This is a genomic window from Legionella nigrisilvae, from assembly GCF_977063395.2.
Window position 1 is genome coordinate 435,069 of record NZ_CDRUGZ020000011.1, and the last position, 19,958, is coordinate 455,026.

A 19,958-nucleotide genomic window follows, 5' to 3' on the forward strand; every position below is an offset into this window, starting at 1 on the left:
TTATAAAACCTAAGAAAGTCATTCTCCCTCCAATTAACTGGTGGAAAAAATAAAGTTAGGGATAGTATAGCAAATATGAAAAAACTCTTTATCGCTCTTTTTGCTATTCATTTAGCAACGCATTCTGGTAATTAATATGGAAAACACACACAAGTTCTCTTATGGTCTTACCCTTGGAGCTTTAGGCGTTGTATTTGGGGATATAGGAACCAGTCCTTTATATGCTTTAAAAGTAACTCTAAATAATATTCCTATTACTCAATCACACATTTTAGGCGTACTTTCGCTGATTTTTTGGTGTTTAATTCTCGTTATTTCCTTCAAATATCTAATTTTGATTTTACGTGCAGATAATGATGGTGAGGGAGGTATTCTCGCACTTTTGGCACTCATGAAGCATAAAAGCACCAAATATACGCCATTATTTTACATCATAGCAATTTTTGGGGCTGGATTACTCTTAGGTGATGGGATGTTGACTCCAGCCATCTCAGTAATCAGTGCTGTAGAGGGTCTTAGTACACTTTCAGCTTCCTTTACTCCCTTCATCCTGCCTATAGCTATTGTTATTCTCATTCTCCTGTTCACATTACAAGCAAGAGGAACAGGAAGCATTGGCAATCTATTTGGACCCATCATATTAATTTGGTTTTTTACGATCGCAATTCTTGGCATCGTACAAATTGCTAAATCTCCTATCGTACTTACGGCGATCAATCCTTACTACGCATTCGATCTAATACGAGATACAGGATTAAAAGGCTATTTACTGTTAGGCGGTATTTTTCTCGTGGTAACCGGAGGCGAAGCACTTTATGCCGATATAGGACATTTTGGGAAAAACCCTATTCGAGCCGGGTGGTTTGCCGTTGTTCTCCCCTGTTTGATATTAAATTATTTTGGCCAAGGAGCTAACTTACTGATTAACCCTAATGCCATTAACAATCCTTTTTACATGATTGCTCCTGAATGGTTTTATATTCCCTTAATTATCCTAGCTACCATTGCAACAATAATCGCATCCCAAGCGGTAATCTCGGCTACTTTTTCTTTGACTAAACAAGCTGTTTTGCTGAGCTTATGCCCTCGTATACCCATAATACAAACATCTAAGGAGTTTTCCGGCCAGATTTATGTCCCCCAAATTAACTTCATTTTGTTTATTGGAACTTTAACTTTTTGTATTGCCTTTAAAACTTCAGATCGACTTGCTCATGCCTATGGGATCGCTGTGAATGCAGATATGCTACTGATTGATGCAATGGTTGCATATACTGCTTTATCAATTTGGAAATGGTCCAAAATTAAAGTTATCCCTATATTTGGATTATTCCTTATAATAGATTTTGCATTTTTGGGTTCAAATTTACATAAGTTTTTAACTGGTGGATGGGTCCCTGTTACCTTCGCTTTATTTATAGCAACCATCATGTATACCTGGAGATTTGGCCTAGAATACCTACGCGAAAATTATTACATGAATAAAGATGATATCTCCAAGATTCTCAGGCAATTAGAGTATAAAAGCTTGAATCAACTTACCGATTTGACTGCGGTATTTATCACTGATGTTTATGATAAAAGTGGCGGAAGCTTTCTTCATTTCCTTAAGTTAAGCCGAGCAGTACCCGAACGCGTGCTGATTGTAAATTATGTCGTAGATAACATTCCCTACATACATTACAGTCAACGCTATGAAATTACTTGCTTGCATGAAAAAGTATTCAACCTTACTTTGCACTATGGTTTTATGGAGACTATTTCTATTCCCAGAGCCCTAGAGCGCGCCTCGAACAAAAACCTTTTCCCCTTTAAGTTAAATGTAGACCGTGCTACTTATATGGTAGAAATACCTAATATTACCGCATCAAAATCAAGAAAATCATTAACCTTTTATTGGCAGGAAAAATTATTTGCCTTTTTAATACGAAATTATTCAGCCAATTTAAACATCGACTTTTATAAACTACCCTACAATAGAACGATGGCAATCGGCACTTATTATATTATGTAATCTCAGGAGTTTTTTTATGTGGTTTAACAATGCACTAATCTATCAATATGAACTGGATGAAGCGAGCGATTTAACAGCATCCCTTGCTGAAAATATCTTAAAACCTTGTCCACCTCACGCTCGGTTTGTTTATGGTTGGCTTCCTGCCTTTGCAGATGAAATGGTTCAGGAAGTTGCAGGGAGTTCCCTAATTTGCATGGGTAAGGAAGAGCGTTTATTGCCCCGTGGTGTGATTAATAAAATGCTTGCTGAAAAAGTGCACGCACTTGAGACCCAACAGGGCCGCACTATTAAACGTGCAGAGAAAGCACAAATGGCCGAAGATATTGAATTTGAATTACTACCCAAATCATTTTGCGTCCAAAAAAAAATGTTTGCCATTCTTGATAGCACCAGCAAAAGAATAATAGTAAATGCCTCCAGTAATAACCAAGCGTCACAGCTTACTTCCCTTTTACGTAAGTCGGTAGCAGGAGTTACGATTGAACCGCTCACTCACACAGAGAATTTGGCTTTACGATTCGCAGAATGGATTCACTCTCCAAGTACTCTTCCTAACCATTTTCAATTAGCATCGGATTGCATTCTTTTTGCTCTTGATGATGAAAAAAAGCGAGTACATTGTAAGGGTTATGAGCTTCCAGCTGAAGAAATTATAACTTTATTATCACAAGGTATGGCAACAGCTGAAATTTCGTTAATCTGGAAAGAAAGAATCCAATTTACCTTAACCCACGACTTTACATTCAAAAAACTTAAAAGTCTTGAATATTTACTCGATGATTTTAACGAAATTAAACAACTTGATGAAGAGTATCAACAACGGGATGCTGCACTTACTTTATTAGCGGGTGAGTTACGTGAGTTGACCAATGATCTTTTCGTTGCAGTCAAAGCAAAAGAACCTGAGTTAGTAGAGGCTCTATAAATAAGGGGGCATTTAAAGGCCCCCTATTTCCATTTTCCTACCCTTTTAAATTCCGTAGCGCTATCCATGATTTTATAAGTATAAAGATGGTTATCCATCGATAAATTAGGTAATTTTTTCCATTTTGGCAGTATGATAAGTTGCTTTATAAACAGCCAATGCCTCTTCCGCAGCTTGATTAAAACCTAAAGCCATATTGGCATCATGCATAACAATTAAAGCTTGTTTTACGCTTGGAGCTTGTGGGTAATTTTTAACGACATAACTGGCTCTATTAATTGCTGCAACATACATCTGACGTTTAAAATAGAACGTCGCTACATTCAACTCATGCTGGGCAAACATATTACGTAGATAAGTCATACGTTGTAATGCATTTGGTTTATATTTACTGTCTGGAAACTTTTGAATCAAAGTACCGAAATCGGAATAAGCTTGTGTTTGCGTTCCAGGATCTCTCCACGACTCATCCAGAGGTAAAAATTTGGCAAAAACCCCTCGACTCTGTTGGAAATTAGCCATTCCACGCATGTAATAAGCATAATCAACATTTTTAGCTCGTGGATAAAGATGTATAAATCTCTCTGCAGTTGCTGCAGCAGAGGGATAATCTTCATTTTTATAATATGCGTAGATTAATTGCCGCTGTGAATTTTCGGTATAATCGCTAAACGGATACATTGTTTCAATCGCTTCGAGATGTTTTATTGCTGTGGCATATTCCTTTTTATGTAAGTCCTTCTGTGCTGCTGTGTAAAGCTGCTCAGCGGTCATCCCTTTATAAGGATTATTATCTTCATCATCTTTACCCCACCAGGTTTTACATGCTGACAAAGAGACAATAAGACCAATTAGGAACAACATTTGAATTCGTTTCATAAACTACACCTATCTAAATATACATCTGTTGCATCCGCGACAACAGCCACAAAAGTTGGAATATTATACCTAGGACTATTTAATTTGCGAACATTCTTCAGTTTTTTTTAAAAAATGGTAAAAATAAAAACAGCAATCAAAAGGGGTTGCCCAAAATTACATAAAATATCAAAAAATATTTGCAAAACCAAAGACGTTAGGATAGTATTCACGCCTGGAGAGATGGCAGAGCGGTCGAATGCGGCGGTCTTGAAAACCGTTGAAGGGCAACCTTCCCAGGGTTCGAATCCCTGTCTCTCCGCCAAGTCGTAATCCCTTATTCTTCAAGTATAAAAACAACCATCTATTCTCAATGTACAGTTTCTTTTCACACTAATTTACATTTCGACAATAAAACCATATGGAATATTGAAATTATATAAGCCATTGGTATAGTAGGCTCATCTATTATCCGTGGAGAATCAATATGTTAAGGAATACCGTAAAACGATTTGGTAGTATAACTAAACTGCTGCATTGGCTAATTTTTATTTTAATGATCGCACAATTTTATTTTGTTTGGTCTCTTAGCGAACATTCACCGCTTACAGATCTTTATATCATGTTGCATAAGTCTGTAGGCCTGACTCTCTTAATATTAGGAATTGTTTTTTTTATTTGGCACATTATTAATAGCAAACCTCGTCCCCCAGAAGATCAACCTCTTTGGCAATACATTGTTTCCAAAGCGGTACACCATATTCTTTTCCTGCTTATAATACTTATGCCAATTATTGGATATCTGTTAACGTGTGCGGATGGAAAACCTATTAATTTCTTTGGTTGGTTTACGATCCCTTGTCTTATCTCAGCGAATGAACACTTTGGAGGCATAATGTTTTTAACTCATGAAACACTTGCTTTTATTATTCTATTTTTTGTGGGAATTCATATACTAGCAGCTCTATATCATCATTTTATATGCAAAGATTCTGTAATGAAGCGCATGTTTCCATTTACGTCTAATGAATAAGTGGTATAACTAGGTCATTACACAGAAGGATTTAATCGGGCAAAGATAAACTTTACCCGATTAAAGCTACACCTTTAGATGTATTGAGGGGCTGTAGGCTCGTACGGGGCTGTAGGTTTTACTACATAATATTGTGCTTGGGGCTGCGAATAAAAAGATGGCGTATATACAGGTTGGGGAATTTCACAGTCAAACCATAAACCACCTACCTCAACAATCCTCAATTCACCTTTACGTAATTGTCTTAATGTTTTCAGTAAGTCGTTAACTTGACTTCCATTTTTATCAAAATAGCGAGTAAAAAAAGAAGGTATTGGTTTTTCATTTTCTAAAAATTTCGCCATTTCTGCGCGCAATGCAACCATTGCACATTTGACAGCGAGCGGATCAATATTTTTTTTAAGTAAAGCCGCTTCTTCTGACGCAGTTAATTGAAATCGCTGTGGATCTGCGGGATCCATAGACTCTTCATTCTTCGATTGATTAATTGAATCATAAATCATACTCATTGCCAAACATCCAATGCCAGCACCGATTGTTGTAAGCAATACTGTGGCCAGTATCACTACCCCAACAGGATTGAATCCGGCTGCTATAGCAAGAGCAATTAGAGGTGCTGCAGCAAAATTAAGGGTCAAAAGAGTTGAACCTGCACCGAATCCAAGGGAAGTTGCGAATAACAATGCACCTTTTAACCAACCCTCCCCATACCAAAATCGTTCAATACCGTTTGCAAATTCATCAATCATGTAGGCTAAAGCAATGAAGGCCAGGATAACTGCAAGCGCTGCTAATGCAATAATCAGTAAACCTAGGATTAATTTGCCCAAATCATCATCCGAAGAGGAGTTACGTCCGTGATGGTTAGAAGGGAAACAGCAGCTCGAATCGTGAGAATGAGCATGGCGGCGAGAATCGAGGATAGTGCTCAAAATCAACCAATTTGTTAGTGTTGAATCGTGGCAATTATAATAGTTATACTCATTAATTACATATTTAACTTCTGGGTCAAATTTAGGTTTTTTAGGATTAAAAGTACGCTGATTTTCAGTTGGTAGTTTTCTAAATAACGGCAAAGCATAAAATATTTTATTAAAAGCAGCATACGCTTTAGTTTTTTCTTCTCGTTCTAGAACATAAAGAGGGCTCATTGGCGATTCTAGAGAATATTGCACTGCCAGGAACATCTCATTATACATTTGAGTAACATCTAAACCACGGTCAACGCAATTTTTATAATGAGTTAATACATGACCATAAAACTGCTTCAATTTAAGGTCTGTAAATTTTGTACTTAAACCAGACATAGAGAAACTCCTATTATTGGGTAACACCGGCAAACCCTGTTATTTAACTTCTAGAAATAAGAAGCCACTAACACGTCTGCTCTAGAACCTAATGCCTCACAATTTGTGCGCGACTAATTAAACTTTTTTCATACAAGTCATAATCCATCATGCCATAGCTCGCTTCAATTTGCTGAATTAAGCTATCCTGTTGCTCCCTGTCTAATGTACTCAATTTCCCATCATGTATCTGTTTCAATCTGACTACTACATAATCGCCATTTGACATAACAAGTCCATCACGACTTTCAGGTCGTAATAAATTAAATGCCGTATCATTAATATCAGTATCAACCTTATCATTATCACGGGTTGACTTAAGCTCGGATTTCCATAATAAATGATTTGAACTTATTAGTTCTTGCTGCTTCTTATCTACAACTGGACTTAATAAATTCATCCCAATCTCTTTGGCTTTAGCTTCAGCTTTTTTCTTAACTAAAATTTTATTAATTTGATCATGGACAGATTCCAAAGGCTGTTCTTTTTCATCCCAGTGCTGATTAATTCTAACAACTACAACTGAATCATTATCAATTTGTATTGGTTCACTATTATTGCTTAAATCAAGAACATCATGGCTGAATGCGGCATTTATTACCTGTTTATTTTTAGTAATATTATCGACACCATCCCCTCTTGAAAAAGGTTTTGTAGTTTGAATTTTCAAATTTAAAGCCTCTGCAACTGGCTGAAGTGAATCAGGGGATTGATAGCTTAAATCAGACAGCTGTTCCAAAGCTTGAGTATATTTGTTTTGGGCTGCTTCAGTGTTTAGTTGTTCTTTGATCGATTGCTCGACTTCAGAAAAAGATTTTGTTGAGACCGGCTTATAAGCAATTAGTTTAAAAATTTCATAACCGTGTTTCGTTTTTTCAGGTGCGGAAATCTGCCCTGGCTTAGTTAAATTAGACAAAATTCGATTATAATCATTCTGTCCTGCAGAAATCCAAGGCAATACACCCTTATCTGTTACAGAGAGTTTGTCATCGGATAGCGTTGAAACAAAATGGTCAAATTGCTCTGGATTTTTTTGTAATGCTTGATATGTATCATTCGCTTTTTTCTGAATTTTTTCCAAATCGGCTTGACTTGCATCATCTGGAACAGCAAATAAAATATGGGCTACTTGCCAACTTGCAGGAGTTAAATAGTTGTTTTGGTTTTCTTCGTAATAACGTTTTGCATCATCATCAGAAATTTTAATTTTGTTCTTAATATCATGCATTGATAAAGAAACATAATCCAAACTGACTTTTTCAGGAGTCATGAAATCTTTTTTATGCTTATTATAATAGTTAGCAATTTCCTCTGAAGATATCTGGACATCCTTCTCAAAAAGTGCTGCAGGGATAGTTAAATAATCATAGTCCCTGCTTTGCATATACAAACTTACAAACCGATCAATCTCATCAGGTAAAGCAAAAGAACTTCCCATAAAAGCAAATCGTTGTTGATTTAGGAGCATTCCCTGTTTTACTTCATTTTGAAAGCTTGATTGTGTGAATAACGCAGCATTTAAGGCTTGCTGATATTTTTGGGCGGAAAAATGACCGTCTTCTTGGAACTGGGGAATGCTCAAAATTGCTGCATTTGCTTGGTTCAAGCTGACATCAAACCCATTTTTGCGAGCCGCTTGCACTAAAACTTCATTAGTAATCATTTGATCTAGAACTTGATTTTGCAGCTTTTTCTCATCAGCAGCAGTCATCTGTTCAATATCTTGCATGGAACGGGCGCGTCTGTAATTAGTCTCAAATGCTTGCATTGTCAAAGGCTGACCATTGACAACAACCTTTGAGTTTGTTGTTTGGCGTGATTGTAGATAGTAATCCACACCAAAAAGTGTGAACGTAATACCGATTAAAATAACTACTAACCAAGCTACTACACCCTGTATACGTTCATTTAACTTTTGTAACATGTCCCGAGATCCATATATTAATTAAGGCTTTATTTAATTAGCGAGGCTGATTATACCCCAGACTGAAAAAAATCAAAACAAAAACAACAGCTCTTATTTTTCAAAATTGGTTTTTCCTAATTCAGCCTGAAATTAAGGTGTGGGTATGAATTTTTTTCTTCATACTACATCTAGCTTTCTCTAAATAAAAAGAAATCAGAAATGAAAGGAAATAAATTTTGACATAAAAATTCATTCCAGATAAAAAAAACGCGCCTTTCGGCGCGTTAATCTGGCGGAGTGGACGGGGCTCGAACCCGCGACCCCCGGCGTGACAGGCCGGTATTCTGACCAACTGAACTACCACTCCATTTCTTGGTGGGTGCTGTAGGGATCGAACCTACGACCCTCGCCTTGTAAGGGCGATGCTCTCCCAGCTGAGCTAAGCACCCAGAAAACTTATGCTTCTTGCACTGCTTCTTTCAGGTTTTTACCCGCTTTAAACTTGGCTACTCGTGACGCTTTAATTTGAATAATTTTACCAGTTTGTGGGTTTCTACCTGTTCTTGCTGAACGATTGCCTGTTGAAAAAGAACCGAAACCAGGTATTACCACTTGATCACCATTTTTTAAAACATTAGTAATAGTATCAGTAAAAGTTTCGAGAACTCGGCTTGCGTCAGCTTTTGTTAAACCCGAACCGCTTGCTATAGCATCAACTAATTCGCTCTTATTCATTGCTTCCCCTATACTGTTAATCTTCCATACTTCAAAGTTAATTTAACTTACTTCATTAAACTAACCGGTCGAGTAGTTACTTCCTTGCAATGCCCGCTAGTGGCGGGCTACGAAACGAAATATACCTCTAATTAATGGGTATGTAAATCATTATTTTTAATTTTTTTTGATTTTTTACCTACTAAAGCCTCAGACTGTACATTTGTTGGCTGATCCACCCAAGGAGTTCGTTGTAAAGCCAGCTCTAACACCTGTTCTATGGTCTTAACAGGATGTATGGATAGCTTTCGCAGAACATTGTCTGGAATCTCTTCCAGGTCTTTTACATTCTCCTCAGGAATAATGACATGTTTGATTCCGCCTCGATGAGCAGCCAATAATTTCTCCTTAAGCCCACCAATTGGCAAAACCTGACCTCTTAGAGTAATTTCTCCTGTCATGGCTACATCCGCTTTTACAGGAATATGTGTCACTACAGAAACTAACACCGTGCACATACCTATACCCGCACTTGGACCATCCTTGGGAGTAGCACCTTCCGGAACATGGACATGGAAATCATTCTTATCATAGAAATCATCTGGCAAATCAAATTTCTTGGCTCGGCTTCGTACTACCGTCATTGCGGCATGGATAGATTCCTGCATAACCTCACCTAATTGACCGGTATGCGTTACCTTACCTTTGCCAGGCATCATGGATGCTTCTATTGTCAGCAATTCGCCACCCACACTAGTCCACGCCAACCCTGTAACCTGCCCTACTTGATCAAATTCCTCAGCTAAACCATAACGGAATTTTTTTACACCTAAATATTTTTCAATATTGCTGGTGGTTACTGTCATTTTTTTAACTTTTTTATTGGATAAAATTTCTTTTACGACTTTTCTACAAACACTCGCAATATCCCGTTCTAAATTACGTACGCCTGCCTCACGTGTATAGTGCCGAATTACCTCTCGTATCGCTCCTTCACTAATATGTATTTCTTGTTTACTCAAACCATTCAACACAACTTGTTTCGGAACCAGATATTTTTCAGCAATACTTACTTTTTCATCTTCCGTATATCCTGCAAGTCGAATTACTTCCATTCTATCTAATAATGGTGCCGGAATTTCTAGCGAGTTTGCTGTCGCAATAAACATCACGTCACTCAAATCATAATCTACTTCGAGATAGTGATCGTTAAAGGTATGGTTTTGTTCTGGATCCAAAACTTCAAGCAATGCTGCCGCTGGGTCACCACGGAAATCCATAGCCATTTTATCCACTTCATCCAACATAATAAGTGGATTTTTTACTCCCGCCTTACACAATTTTTGAATAATTTTTCCTGGCATAGAACCAATATAAGTTCTCCGATGACCACGAATTTCTGCTTCATCTCGAACACCACCTAAAGCAATACGAATAAAGGTGCGCCCTGTAGCATTCGCAATAGATTGCCCTAGCGAGGTTTTACCCACTCCTGGAGGTCCAACGAGACAGAGAATAGGACCTTTCAATCGTTTCACACGTTGTTGAACAGCCAGATATTCAATAATGCGTTCTTTAACCCGCTCCAGGCCATAATGTTCTTTATCTAATAATTTTTCTGCTTTAGGCAAATCAAATTGAATTTTAGTTCTTTTTTTCCAGGGCACTGCAAGCATCCAATCAAGATAATTGCGGATAACCGTGGCTTCAGCAGACATTGGAGACATCATTTTCAACTTATGAAGCTCTGCTATGGATTTTTCTTTAGCTTCCTTAGGCATGCCGGCTTTATTAATAGAATGTTCCAGTTGTTCAATCTCACTACCTTCTTCACCTAATTCACCTAATTCTTTTTGAATCGCTTTCATTTGTTCATTGAGATAATATTCTCGCTGACTTTTCTCCATTTGTCGCTTAACTCGTCCTCTCACACGCTTTTCTACGTGCAATAAGTCAATTTCATTCTCTATGGCTGACATTAAGCGTTCCAGACGAGTGCCAACATCCATTGTTTCTAGCAATTCTTGTTTATCATCAACTTTCAAAGTTAGGTGAGCTGCAATGGTATCTGCTAAACGTCCAGGTTCTTCTATACCCGCGAGAGGAGATAAAACCTCAGGTGGAATTTTTTTATTCAATTTAATGTATTGCTCGAATTGAGACATCAAGGAACGCATTAAGATTCCGATATCCGGTTCCTGAACTGCAGCATTTTCCTCCTCCAGCAATTCCAGATCCGCTTCTAAATATCCTTTTGCCTGATTATATTCCTTTGCTTTGGCACGCTTCTCCCCTTCAACTAGAACTTTCACAGTTCCATCAGGAAGTTTCAACAATTGAAGCACACTGGATAATGTGCCTACGTGGAAAATATCTTCGGCTCCAGGATCATCATTGGATGATTTTTTCTGTGCTACTAAAAAGATTTGTTTACTATCAACCATAGCCGCTTCCAGGGCTTTTATTGATTTTCCTCGCCCAACAAATAGAGGAATAACCATATGGGGGTAGACCACTACGTCTCTTAATGGTAATACAGGTATACTAGACAGTTTTTCTGTCTCATTCGAAGTCTCTTTAATTTCAGTGGACATAATGAACCCTTATTCAAACGGAAAACTTTAATATTTACGTGACTACTAATTATAATTTAAAAGGAAGGGAGAGTTATTGCAAGAAATCAAAGCGTTATAATTAAGAAAGTTTCTAAGAACCTCTCTCCCATCTTATGGATAGGAGAGAGATAGAGCAAAAATTTTACTCTTGGGCACCGGCTGCACTCTTCATCCCATCTTGTTCATAAATAAGGATGGGTTTAGATGAGCTAGTCACCGCACTTTCATCAACCACAACCTTAATTACTCCTTCAAGAGAAGGTAATTCATACATGGTGTCTAAAAGAATATTTTCAAGTATGGCACGCAAACCTCGTGCACCCATTTTTCTTTCAAGAGCTTTCTTAGCGATAGCATTCAATGCCTCTTCTCGAAATTCAAGCTCAACCTCTTCCATTTTGAATAAAGACTGGAATTGCTTAGTCAAAGCATTTTTAGGATTAGTTAAGATATCAATAAGAGCAGATTCATCCAGTTCCTGTAAGGTGGCGACCACGGGCAATCGGCCAACAAACTCTGGTATTAATCCATATTTAATCAAATCATCAGATTCCATTTGGTTCAATACCTTGGATATTTCATCATTGTTTTCTTTTTTATTTTTTAATTGAGCAGAAAATCCAATGCCTGACTTGTCACTACGCTCTCTTATTACTTTTTCTAGCCCAGCAAACGCACCCCCACAAATAAATAAAATATTAGAAGTATCCACTTGTAAGAATTCTTGTTGTGGGTGCTTACGACCACCTTGAGGTGGGACTGAAGCAATTGTACCTTCAATTAGTTTTAAAAGTGCTTGTTGAACACCTTCTCCAGAAACATCGCGTGTAATTGAAGGATTATCTGATTTGCGTGATATCTTATCGATTTCATCAATGTAAACGATACCATGTTGTGCTTTATCTACATCATAATCACACTTTTGTAGAAGCTTCTGAATAATGTTTTCTACGTCTTCACCTACATACCCAGCTTCAGTAAGTGTAGTTGCATCTGCCATAGCAAAGGGCACATTGAGAATACGAGCTAATGTTTGTGCTAAAAGTGTTTTTCCACTGCCTGTAGGTCCGATGAGCAAAATATTACTTTTTCCAAGCTCAACCCCATCTTCACTTTTATGTTGTAATCGCTTGTAATGATTATATACAGCTACGGATAAGACTTTTTTTGCATGTGATTGCCCAATAACGTACTCATCTAAGAAGGTTGAAATTTCTTTAGGTGATGGCAAGCGCACTTCTGCTTCTTCATGAGACTCGTGTGTTTCTTCACGAATAATATCGTTGCATAACTCAACACATTCATCACATACAAATACAGAAGGACCAGCAATCAATTTTTTTACTTCATGTTGGCTCTTTCCACAAAAAGAACAATACAAAACTTTATCGCCACTTCCGTTACCGGATTTACTCATAACCAAACCCCTTCTTACAACGATTATCGGAAAAATAGATAATATATGTAAAATATTAGTCAATCAGAAAAAGATATGCCACTGTCACTATTTTTTAAAACAAAGCGAATACGAAGAGGTAATAATGAATCAATCTAAAAAGGCCCCCTCGCATTCCTAGCCTGGGTGCAGCGAAGCGGAACCGGAAAAACCTTAACCCAAACCCAGGTTCCGCTTCGTTACAGCCGGGCGATGATACATTATAGTTCAGTCTTTAAATTTAATGTAAATAATTACTCTACTTTACTTGCTGATTCACGATCATAAAGCACTTGATCAACTAGGCCATATTCAACAGCTTGTGTCGCACTCATAAAATTATCACGCTCTGTATCGCGCATAATTTGGTCAGGAGTCTTTTTCGTGTGCTTTGCCATAATGGTATTTAATCGTTCTCTTACAGCTAAAGTTTCACGAGCGTGGATTTCGATGTCAGTTGCTTGACCACGATAACCACCTAAAGGTTGGTGAATCATTACTCGTGAGTTTGGTAAGCAGAATCTCTTACCCTCTGCGCCAGCACAAAGCAGTAAGGCAGCAGCACTTGCTGCTTGCCCTATACATAATGTACTTACATCTGGTTTAATAAACTGAATGGTATCATAAATTGCCAAGCCTGCAGTTACTACTCCTCCAGGTGAATTGATGTAAAGAGAAATATCTTTTTCAGGATTTTCAGACTCAAGAAACAACAATTGAGCAACCACCAAATTAGCCATATGATCTTCAACTTCACCCAATAGAAAGATAATACGCTCTTTCAATAATCTTGAGTAAATATCATATGAACGCTCACCGCGTGAGGTTTGTTCAATAACCATTGGGACTAATCCACTGGCATTCCTAATTATGTTCTCTGAATAGCCCGACATATAATTACTCTCCTTTTTTCTCAGTTGCATCAGTCTCTGGCTTAGGATTCATTACTGAATCGTAATCCTTATTCTTGTATTTAACTTTTGCATCCTCAGCAATTTTATCTGCAACCATCTCTTCCATAACCAGTGCTTCAATTTCGGCCATATGTTCTTTACTGCTTTGATACCAAGCACGAAGCTCATCAGGATTTTCATAAGCACTAGCAAATCGCTCAATCACTTCCTTAACTTTATCTTTATCCGCTACGATTTGGTGCTTTTTAACATATTCGGAAAAGAGTAAGCCAAGATGAACACGACGTTTTGCTTGTTCAACGAACAATTCACGAGGAAAATCAGGAATCTGTTCGTTATCATGATGCTCATGTCCAAAAAGACGATGATACATATCATGTTTCAAATGTTCGATTTCTTTGTCAATTAAAGCAGTTGGTAACTCAATAGAATTAGCTTCCATTAATTTATCAAACAACTTTTCTCTATTCATCATACTAACCCGGCGCTCTAATTCACGCGCCATATTCTCTTTAATATCTTTTTTGAGTGCCTCTACGCCACCTTCCTTGATATTAAATTTCTCTGCGAATTCATCATTAAGCTCAGGAAGCTTTCCTTCCATTACATTATGAATAGTAATTTTGAATACAGCTTCTTTACCTGCTAATTCTTTATGACCATAGTCTTCTGGGAAGGTTACTTTGATATCAAAAGGTTTTTCCTTCTTATTACCGATAATCCCATCTTCAAATCCAGGAATCATTGATCCGGAGCCAATAACTAATTCATGGCCCTTAGCACTTCCGCCATCAAAAAGCTTATCGTCTAGAAACCCTTCGAAATCGATAACTACTTTGTCGCCTTTTTTAACAGCTCGAGATACATCATGCCATTCTTTATTTTGCTCACGTAGTTTATCCAGCATGTTATCAACATCTTTATCAGTTACTTCTGAACGTGCCAGTTCAACCATGGCTTGGTTTAATTCAACAATCTCGAATACTGGCATTACTTCAAATCTTGCAGAATATCTGAAGTCTTTCCCTTGCTCAATTTGTTCAGGCTCTACAGAAGGATACCCAGCTGGAACCAATTCGTTTTTTTGCAATGCTTCGAATAAAGTTGATTGTACCATGTCGCGAGCGACCTCTTCACGAACACTTTGAGAATAACGACTAACAACAACATGCATGGGTACTTTACCAGGACGAAAACCGTCCATTTTAGCTTTGCGAGCAAGATTCTTGAGACGTAAGCTCACTTCTTCCTCAACTTTCTCCGCAGGTACAGAAACTGTTACCTTACGTTCCAAACCTTCTAGGGTCTCAACAGAAACTTGCATTAATGTCACCTCTTGGAATTTATAATGATAATGGTGCGAAAGGAGAGACTCGAACTCTCACGGGTCGCCCCGCTGGAACCTAAATCCAGTGCGTCTACCAATTCCGCCACTTTCGCAAATCAGGTTGGATTATCAATCAGTAATTCGGTCTTGTAAAGACTCAGATAAATCTTTAGCGATAAACCATTTGTTTCTTTCTCAAATGGGGTGAACGATGGGACTCGAACCCACGACAACCGGGATCACAACCCGGGGCTCTACCAACTGAGCTACGCTCACCATAAAAACTTTTACCAGAAATTCTTATGATAAATAAAATCTGGGCTGGCACGCCCGGCAGGATTCGAACCTGCTACCCTCGGCTTAGAAGGCCGATGCTCTATCCAGATGAGCTACGGGCGCAAATTTGGTCGGGGTGGAGGGATTCGAACCCCCGACATCCTGCTCCCAAAGCAGGCGCGCTACCAGACTGCGCTACACCCCGTAACCCGTCCCAAGGACAGAGCGCAGATAATACTAGGTGCTTTCATCAAGGTCAATATCTTAAATCACTTAATTTTAATTAATTTAATTTTTTTGTGTTTGCTATTTATTTGGCTTGAACAACTAGGCTTTTTTTAAACCATATAGCCAATCACACATACAATATCTCAAGCTGGCCCTACTCGTATCTTCATCGTTTTTCAGCTAGCATTGAGAATTATATTAACTCCCTAATGAATTTATGAAATTTAAACTACTTCCTATATTTGACAACATAAATTATCTCCATAAAAATCATGAGCACGCTATATTGCCTGATTTACATTTTCAGCAGGATTTTAACTATGCTTTGAATTTTCTAAAAAGCTACACGGGGAGCCAGGGTACATTCAATAGTTACCGAAGAGAAACTGAACGGTTGTTGCAATGGACCTGGTTAATTAAAAAAACAACCTTAAAAGAATTAAAACGTGACGATATAGAACAATACATTCATTTTTGTCAAAACCCACTCAAATCCTGGATTAGTTTGAAAAAAGTACCGCGTTTTATTGAAAGGGATGGGAGACGTATTCCCAATGAAGAATGGAGGCCTTTTGTAGTAACAGTTAGTAAATCTGCACTAAAAAGCGGCCATAAACCTGAAATCGACCAATTCAATTTATCTCAGGGAGCGATACAAGAAATCTTCGCTATTTTAAGTACTTTATTTAATTTCCTAATCGCTGAAGAATACCTGGTTTCCAATCCAGTTGCCCTCATTCGACAAAAAAGCAAATTTATTCGTAAGAGACAACAAAATGCCCCCATACGGAGACTTAGCCTGGTGCAATGGCGTGCCGTTTTAGAAGCCGCTGAATCACTAGCCGAAGAATCTCCCTTAAAACACGAACGCACTCGTTTTATGCTCAGTATGTTATTTGGGATGTATCTCCGTATCTCGGAACTCGCAGCAAGTGAGCGCTGGATTCCCAGCATGAATGATTTCTCTAAAGACAGTAACGGCCACTGGTGGTTTACCACGGTAGGTAAAGGAAATAAAGAACGCCAAATCGCGGTAAGTGATGCGATGTTAGATAGTTTAATGCGATGGCGATGTTTTCTAGGGTTATCCCCTCTTCCTTCCCCAGCGGATAATAGTCCGCTTATTCCAAAAATTCGTGGCAACGGCCCCATGAGTGATACAGCCCCGATACGTAGAATTATTCAACGATGCTTTGACTTGGCGGGTGAGCAACTTCGGATAAAAGGATATACAGAAGCAGCCGATAATTTGGCTGCAGCTACGGTCCACTGGCTTAGACATACTGGAATCTCTGAAGATGTGAAAATTCGTCCCCGTGAACATGTTCGCGATGATGCAGGCCATAGTTCCAGCGCTACAACTGATCGATATATCGACATTGAAAAGCAAGCTCGTTATCAATCGGCAAGGAAAAAAACTATAGAACCTGAGCCAAGTTAAAGGTATTTGTGTTAAAATTCATAAAATATGCGTGATTCATAGCGAGGATTGAGCATCTGTCTTTTATTTCGTATTATCTACACCCTGCCCTCGCGACTTATTACGTCTAACGCAGTTCCTCTGGAATTGCGCAGACAAGTCGCAGACTGTCGAGAGCAACTTTTACTTTTTTTCAGAGATATGTAGATTTAGATACAACAGAGGTGACCAAGTTTTGCTATGAATTCTTAATTTTGTACCTACTCAATTTATGGCTAAAGATTTATCATGCTTACTCTTCGTCAAATTACTCTAAGTCGTGGCAATAAAGTTTTATTGGATCAAGTCAATGTCACCCTTTATGAAAAACAAAAGATAGGTCTTATTGGCCATAACGGCTGCGGAAAATCAACATTATTCGATTTTTTATTAGGAAAATTAGCTCCCGATACAGGTGAGTTTTTAATTAACCCTCAACTGAGCATCAGCCACTTATCTCAGCAATTACCTGACAGTGATGAACAAGCATTAGATTTTGTCCTAGGCGGCGATGATGGTTATATGAATTTGCTTCAACGCTTACAAAAAGCTGAAGAAACGGGTAACGATGCTGAAGTGTTAGCGTGTCATGAGGAATTAAGCCATTCAGGCGGCTACAGTAAACCCGCTCAAGCAGCTACAATTTTGTCTGGTCTTGGTTTTAGTAGTGCACAGCAAAAGTCTTGCGTAAATAGCTTTTCCGGAGGGTGGCGAATGCGCTTAAGTCTAGCACGGTGTTTAATGAAGCCGGCGGATTTACTTTTGTTAGATGAGCCTACTAACCATTTGGATATGGAAGCCATTTTTTGGCTAGAACGCTTTTTAAAACAAAGCCCCAGTACTATTATTCTTATTTCTCATGACCGAGAATTTCTTGATGCCTTCGTCACTCACATTTTACATATTGAAAAACAAGATCTATCGCTTTATGGCGGCAATTACAGTTGTTTTGAAAAAACACACGCACAACAATTGGCCTTACAACAAACGATGTATGAAAAGCAACAAACTAAAATTAATCATATGATGTCATTTGTAAATCGTTTTAGAGCAAAAGCAACTAAAGCAAAACAAGCGCAAGGACGTCTTAAAGCTATAGAAAAAATGGAAATTATCGCAGCAGCCCAAGTTGATTCACCTTTTTCTTTTGAATTCTTTCAATGTCCCCGTGCAGGAAACCCATTGATACAATGCACTATGGTTGATGCAGGATATCAATCAGAAAAAACGATATTAAAGAGAATTAATCTTTCACTCAATCCAGGTGACCGAATCGCTTTACTTGGTCCAAATGGCGAAGGAAAATCAACATTAGTTAAGACTTTAACTGGTTCCTTAACTCCTTTGAATGGAACTATTCATCGTTCAGCTCATTTGAAAATTGGCTATTACGCACAACATCAATTAGAACAGCTTGATTGCAATTTAAGTCCAGTGGAAACGATCCAAGCTCTATCTCCAGAAACACGTGAACAAACTATTCGTGATTTTTTAGGTGGCTTCAATTTTGCTGGGGATATGGCTGTTCAGCCTATTACCCATTTTTCCGGGGGTGAAAAAGCACGCCTGGCTTTGGCCAAACTTGTGTGGCTTAAGCCTAATTTACTTCTTCTTGATGAACCGACAAACCATTTGGATCTGGGGATGCGCTCAGCTATCGAGCTCGCATTACAGAGTTATGAAGGCGCATTAATTTTGATTTCTCATGATCGTCATATGCTGAAAACGAGTGTAGATAATTTCTATCTTGTTTATCAGCAAAAAGTTCAACCTTTTGAAGGGGACTTAGATGATTATTATTCCTGGCTTCAAACTAAAGATTCAAACAAAGAAAATACAATAACTGCCCCCACAACTGATTATAAAGAAAAGAAAACGTTACAAAATCGTCTCAAAAAATTGGAACAATTGATTGAACAATATCAAAATGAACTTTCCAAACTGGATATACTGCTTGGCGATGCCAGTCTTTATGAGGACAGTTCCCAACAAAGTAAACTCAATCAGTTACTGCAAAAACGTACTGATTCACATACTTCTTTAAATAATGCTGAAGAAGAATGGTTAGAAATTAGTAGCAGCTTAGAAGGTTTAATTTAACTATGCCTGTGTAGCTCCTTGTAATACGGGATAAATAAATACCTATACTGACTCGCTGGACAAGTAAATCGTTGGCTCCGGATATTTTTCTTTTTAAAGCCTTTGATTTTTTATTACAGCTGAAATTATTTTTTATAGCCTATAATTTAACCATATGGTATTAAATTGAGGCTAAAATGGAAGCGAAACTACTCGAGAAACTCAAAAAAATCAATCCCTTGAATGCCCAGGGTATTCCTAAAAACAAAGGAAATTGCCAGTGGTGTGCTATTGAGGGGGCTCGGGTATTATTACAAGGCGTGGAGCCAAAGGAAATACCCGAATACGATGAAGGAAATGACCCTGTAGAAGGGTTAGTACATAAGGTCCATGACAGTGAAGAAGTCGATGATTTAGAGGAGTTTTTCAAAAAAATACAAGAATTAAAAAAAGGTGAACTAATGTTAGTCAGTCTGGAAAGCACCAGTGAAGAAAAAGATAAGGATTTAGATCATACCTACATCATCTATGCAAGCGATAATGATAAAGCATATCTTATTGATCCCGACAGACAGGTTTTTGTTCAGTTAGAAAAGAGGGAGGATTTTCTCCAAAAAGTTAAGGGCTGGGATAAAGTTAACACAGTGAACTATCTGAATGGGGATCTAAATTCCAATTTTTCGGATCATGTTAACGTTTGCGTGTGTAAATTGACTAAAGAAGCCGTTGATGAGGTACATGGCGAACCATTACCAGAGTATGGAACTGAGGTTCCCAGCTTTCGCTTTGGCTAGATTTTTTATTTCCAGCTACCCTACCCTTTGTC

Annotated in this window: 14 protein-coding genes and 7 tRNA genes; 7 read left to right on the forward strand and 14 right to left on the reverse strand. The window is 38.1% G+C overall.

The window, feature by feature from the left end; translation table 11 throughout:
* Window positions 1-136 precede the first annotated feature (136 nt).
* Both ACWTE2_RS02000 and ACWTE2_RS02005 read left to right on the forward strand, forming a co-directional pair.
* Window positions 137-2,014: a potassium transporter Kup gene (locus tag ACWTE2_RS02000; RefSeq protein WP_454783931.1), complete on the forward strand. Its 1,878-nt coding sequence runs from the start codon at window positions 137-139 to the stop codon at window positions 2,012-2,014.
* Window positions 2,015-2,030: 16 nt separating this feature from the next.
* The gene (locus tag ACWTE2_RS02005; protein WP_454783932.1) at window positions 2,031-2,942 is read left to right on the forward strand and encodes a recombination-associated protein RdgC; all 912 of its coding nucleotides are present in this window, start codon (window positions 2,031-2,033) and stop codon (window positions 2,940-2,942) included.
* A 105-nt stretch (window positions 2,943-3,047) separates the two neighbouring features.
* Here ACWTE2_RS02005 and ACWTE2_RS02010 read toward each other — a convergent pair whose 3' ends face one another.
* A complete protein-coding gene (locus ACWTE2_RS02010) occupies window positions 3,048-3,821 on the reverse strand; it encodes an outer membrane protein assembly factor BamD (protein ID WP_454783933.1) in 774 nt (257 codons plus the stop codon).
* Window positions 3,822-4,037: 216 nt separating this feature from the next.
* On the opposite strand from ACWTE2_RS02010, the gene ACWTE2_RS02015 reads away from it, so the two are divergent.
* Window positions 4,038-4,125: transfer RNA gene (locus tag ACWTE2_RS02015), tRNA-Ser, on the forward strand.
* A gap of 162 nt (window positions 4,126-4,287) precedes the next feature.
* The gene (locus tag ACWTE2_RS02020; protein WP_454783934.1) at window positions 4,288-4,833 is read left to right on the forward strand and encodes a cytochrome b; all 546 of its coding nucleotides are present in this window, start codon (window positions 4,288-4,290) and stop codon (window positions 4,831-4,833) included.
* Between the two features lie 74 nt (window positions 4,834-4,907).
* On the opposite strand, the gene ACWTE2_RS02025 is transcribed toward ACWTE2_RS02020, so the two are convergent.
* From ACWTE2_RS02025 to ACWTE2_RS02085, 13 genes are all read right to left on the reverse strand, one after another.
* Window positions 4,908-6,140: a hypothetical protein gene (locus ACWTE2_RS02025; RefSeq protein WP_454783935.1), complete on the reverse strand. Its 1,233-nt coding sequence runs from the start codon at window positions 6,138-6,140 to the stop codon at window positions 4,908-4,910.
* Between the two features lie 88 nt (window positions 6,141-6,228).
* A complete protein-coding gene (locus ACWTE2_RS02030) occupies window positions 6,229-8,103 on the reverse strand; it encodes a SurA N-terminal domain-containing protein (RefSeq protein ID WP_454783936.1) in 1,875 nt (624 codons plus the stop codon).
* Window positions 8,104-8,375: 272 nt separating this feature from the next.
* A tRNA-Asp gene (locus ACWTE2_RS02035) sits at window positions 8,376-8,452 on the reverse strand.
* 6 nt (window positions 8,453-8,458) lie between these two features.
* Window positions 8,459-8,534: transfer RNA gene (locus ACWTE2_RS02040), tRNA-Val, on the reverse strand.
* 7 nt (window positions 8,535-8,541) lie between these two features.
* A complete protein-coding gene (locus tag ACWTE2_RS02045; protein WP_182390910.1) occupies window positions 8,542-8,820 on the reverse strand; it encodes an HU family DNA-binding protein in 279 nt (92 codons plus the stop codon).
* 131 nt (window positions 8,821-8,951) lie between these two features.
* Window positions 8,952-11,393 carry an endopeptidase La gene (gene lon, locus ACWTE2_RS02050; RefSeq protein WP_182390911.1) on the reverse strand — a complete coding sequence of 814 codons (2,442 nt, stop codon included), beginning with the start codon at window positions 11,391-11,393 and terminating at the stop codon, window positions 8,952-8,954.
* A 163-nt stretch (window positions 11,394-11,556) separates the two neighbouring features.
* Complete coding sequence (gene clpX / locus ACWTE2_RS02055) at window positions 11,557-12,831, reverse strand: ATP-dependent Clp protease ATP-binding subunit ClpX (protein ID WP_454783937.1); 1,275 nt, start codon at window positions 12,829-12,831, stop codon at window positions 11,557-11,559.
* Between the two features lie 272 nt (window positions 12,832-13,103).
* Entirely contained in the window at window positions 13,104-13,742 is a 639-nt protein-coding gene (clpP, locus tag ACWTE2_RS02060) for an ATP-dependent Clp endopeptidase proteolytic subunit ClpP (RefSeq protein ID WP_454783938.1), read from the reverse strand.
* Window positions 13,743-13,746: 4 nt separating this feature from the next.
* Window positions 13,747-15,087 (reverse strand): trigger factor, encoded by a 1,341-nt coding sequence (gene tig / locus ACWTE2_RS02065; protein ID WP_454783939.1) that lies wholly within the window; start codon window positions 15,085-15,087, stop codon window positions 13,747-13,749.
* Between the two features lie 31 nt (window positions 15,088-15,118).
* Window positions 15,119-15,203 (reverse strand) — tRNA-Leu (locus tag ACWTE2_RS02070).
* An 87-nt stretch (window positions 15,204-15,290) separates the two neighbouring features.
* Window positions 15,291-15,366 (reverse strand) — tRNA-His (locus ACWTE2_RS02075).
* A gap of 46 nt (window positions 15,367-15,412) precedes the next feature.
* A tRNA-Arg gene (locus tag ACWTE2_RS02080) sits at window positions 15,413-15,489 on the reverse strand.
* Between the two features lie 5 nt (window positions 15,490-15,494).
* A tRNA-Pro gene (locus ACWTE2_RS02085) sits at window positions 15,495-15,571 on the reverse strand.
* Window positions 15,572-15,811: 240 nt separating this feature from the next.
* Between ACWTE2_RS02085 and ACWTE2_RS02090 the strand changes: the two genes are divergently transcribed.
* The 3 genes from ACWTE2_RS02090 (at window position 15,812) to ACWTE2_RS02100 (ending at window position 19,926) form a co-directional block, all read left to right on the forward strand.
* A complete protein-coding gene (locus ACWTE2_RS02090) occupies window positions 15,812-17,035 on the forward strand; it encodes a tyrosine-type recombinase/integrase (RefSeq protein WP_454783940.1) in 1,224 nt (407 codons plus the stop codon).
* 267 nt (window positions 17,036-17,302) lie between these two features.
* On the forward strand, window positions 17,303-19,153 hold the full coding sequence (locus ACWTE2_RS02095; protein ID WP_454783941.1) for an ABC-F family ATP-binding cassette domain-containing protein: 1,851 nt from the start codon (window positions 17,303-17,305) through the stop codon (window positions 19,151-19,153).
* Between the two features lie 176 nt (window positions 19,154-19,329).
* The gene (locus ACWTE2_RS02100; protein WP_454783942.1) at window positions 19,330-19,926 is read left to right on the forward strand and encodes a hypothetical protein; all 597 of its coding nucleotides are present in this window, start codon (window positions 19,330-19,332) and stop codon (window positions 19,924-19,926) included.
* Window positions 19,927-19,958 lie beyond the last annotated feature (32 nt).

Coding starts and splice junctions, on each gene's coding strand:
- ACWTE2_RS02000 (WP_454783931.1), top strand. CDS start 137: ATGGAAAACACACACAAGTTCTCTTATGGTCTTACCCTTGGAGCTTTA.
- ACWTE2_RS02045 (WP_182390910.1), bottom strand. CDS start 8,820: ATGAATAAGAGCGAATTAGTTGATGCTATAGCAAGCGGTTCGGGTTTA.
- ACWTE2_RS02095 (WP_454783941.1), top strand. CDS start 17,303: ATGCTTACTCTTCGTCAAATTACTCTAAGTCGTGGCAATAAAGTTTTA.
- ACWTE2_RS02005 (WP_454783932.1), top strand. CDS start 2,031: ATGTGGTTTAACAATGCACTAATCTATCAATATGAACTGGATGAAGCG.
- clpP (WP_454783938.1), bottom strand. CDS start 13,742: ATGTCGGGCTATTCAGAGAACATAATTAGGAATGCCAGTGGATTAGTC.
- tig (WP_454783939.1), bottom strand. CDS start 15,087: ATGCAAGTTTCTGTTGAGACCCTAGAAGGTTTGGAACGTAAGGTAACA.
- ACWTE2_RS02025 (WP_454783935.1), bottom strand. CDS start 6,140: ATGTCTGGTTTAAGTACAAAATTTACAGACCTTAAATTGAAGCAGTTT.
- lon (WP_182390911.1), bottom strand. CDS start 11,393: ATGTCCACTGAAATTAAAGAGACTTCGAATGAGACAGAAAAACTGTCT.
- clpX (WP_454783937.1), bottom strand. CDS start 12,831: ATGAGTAAATCCGGTAACGGAAGTGGCGATAAAGTTTTGTATTGTTCT.
- ACWTE2_RS02030 (WP_454783936.1), bottom strand. CDS start 8,103: ATGTTACAAAAGTTAAATGAACGTATACAGGGTGTAGTAGCTTGGTTA.
- ACWTE2_RS02100 (WP_454783942.1), top strand. CDS start 19,330: ATGGAAGCGAAACTACTCGAGAAACTCAAAAAAATCAATCCCTTGAAT.
- ACWTE2_RS02090 (WP_454783940.1), top strand. CDS start 15,812: ATGAAATTTAAACTACTTCCTATATTTGACAACATAAATTATCTCCAT.
- ACWTE2_RS02020 (WP_454783934.1), top strand. CDS start 4,288: ATGTTAAGGAATACCGTAAAACGATTTGGTAGTATAACTAAACTGCTG.
- ACWTE2_RS02010 (WP_454783933.1), bottom strand. CDS start 3,821: ATGAAACGAATTCAAATGTTGTTCCTAATTGGTCTTATTGTCTCTTTG.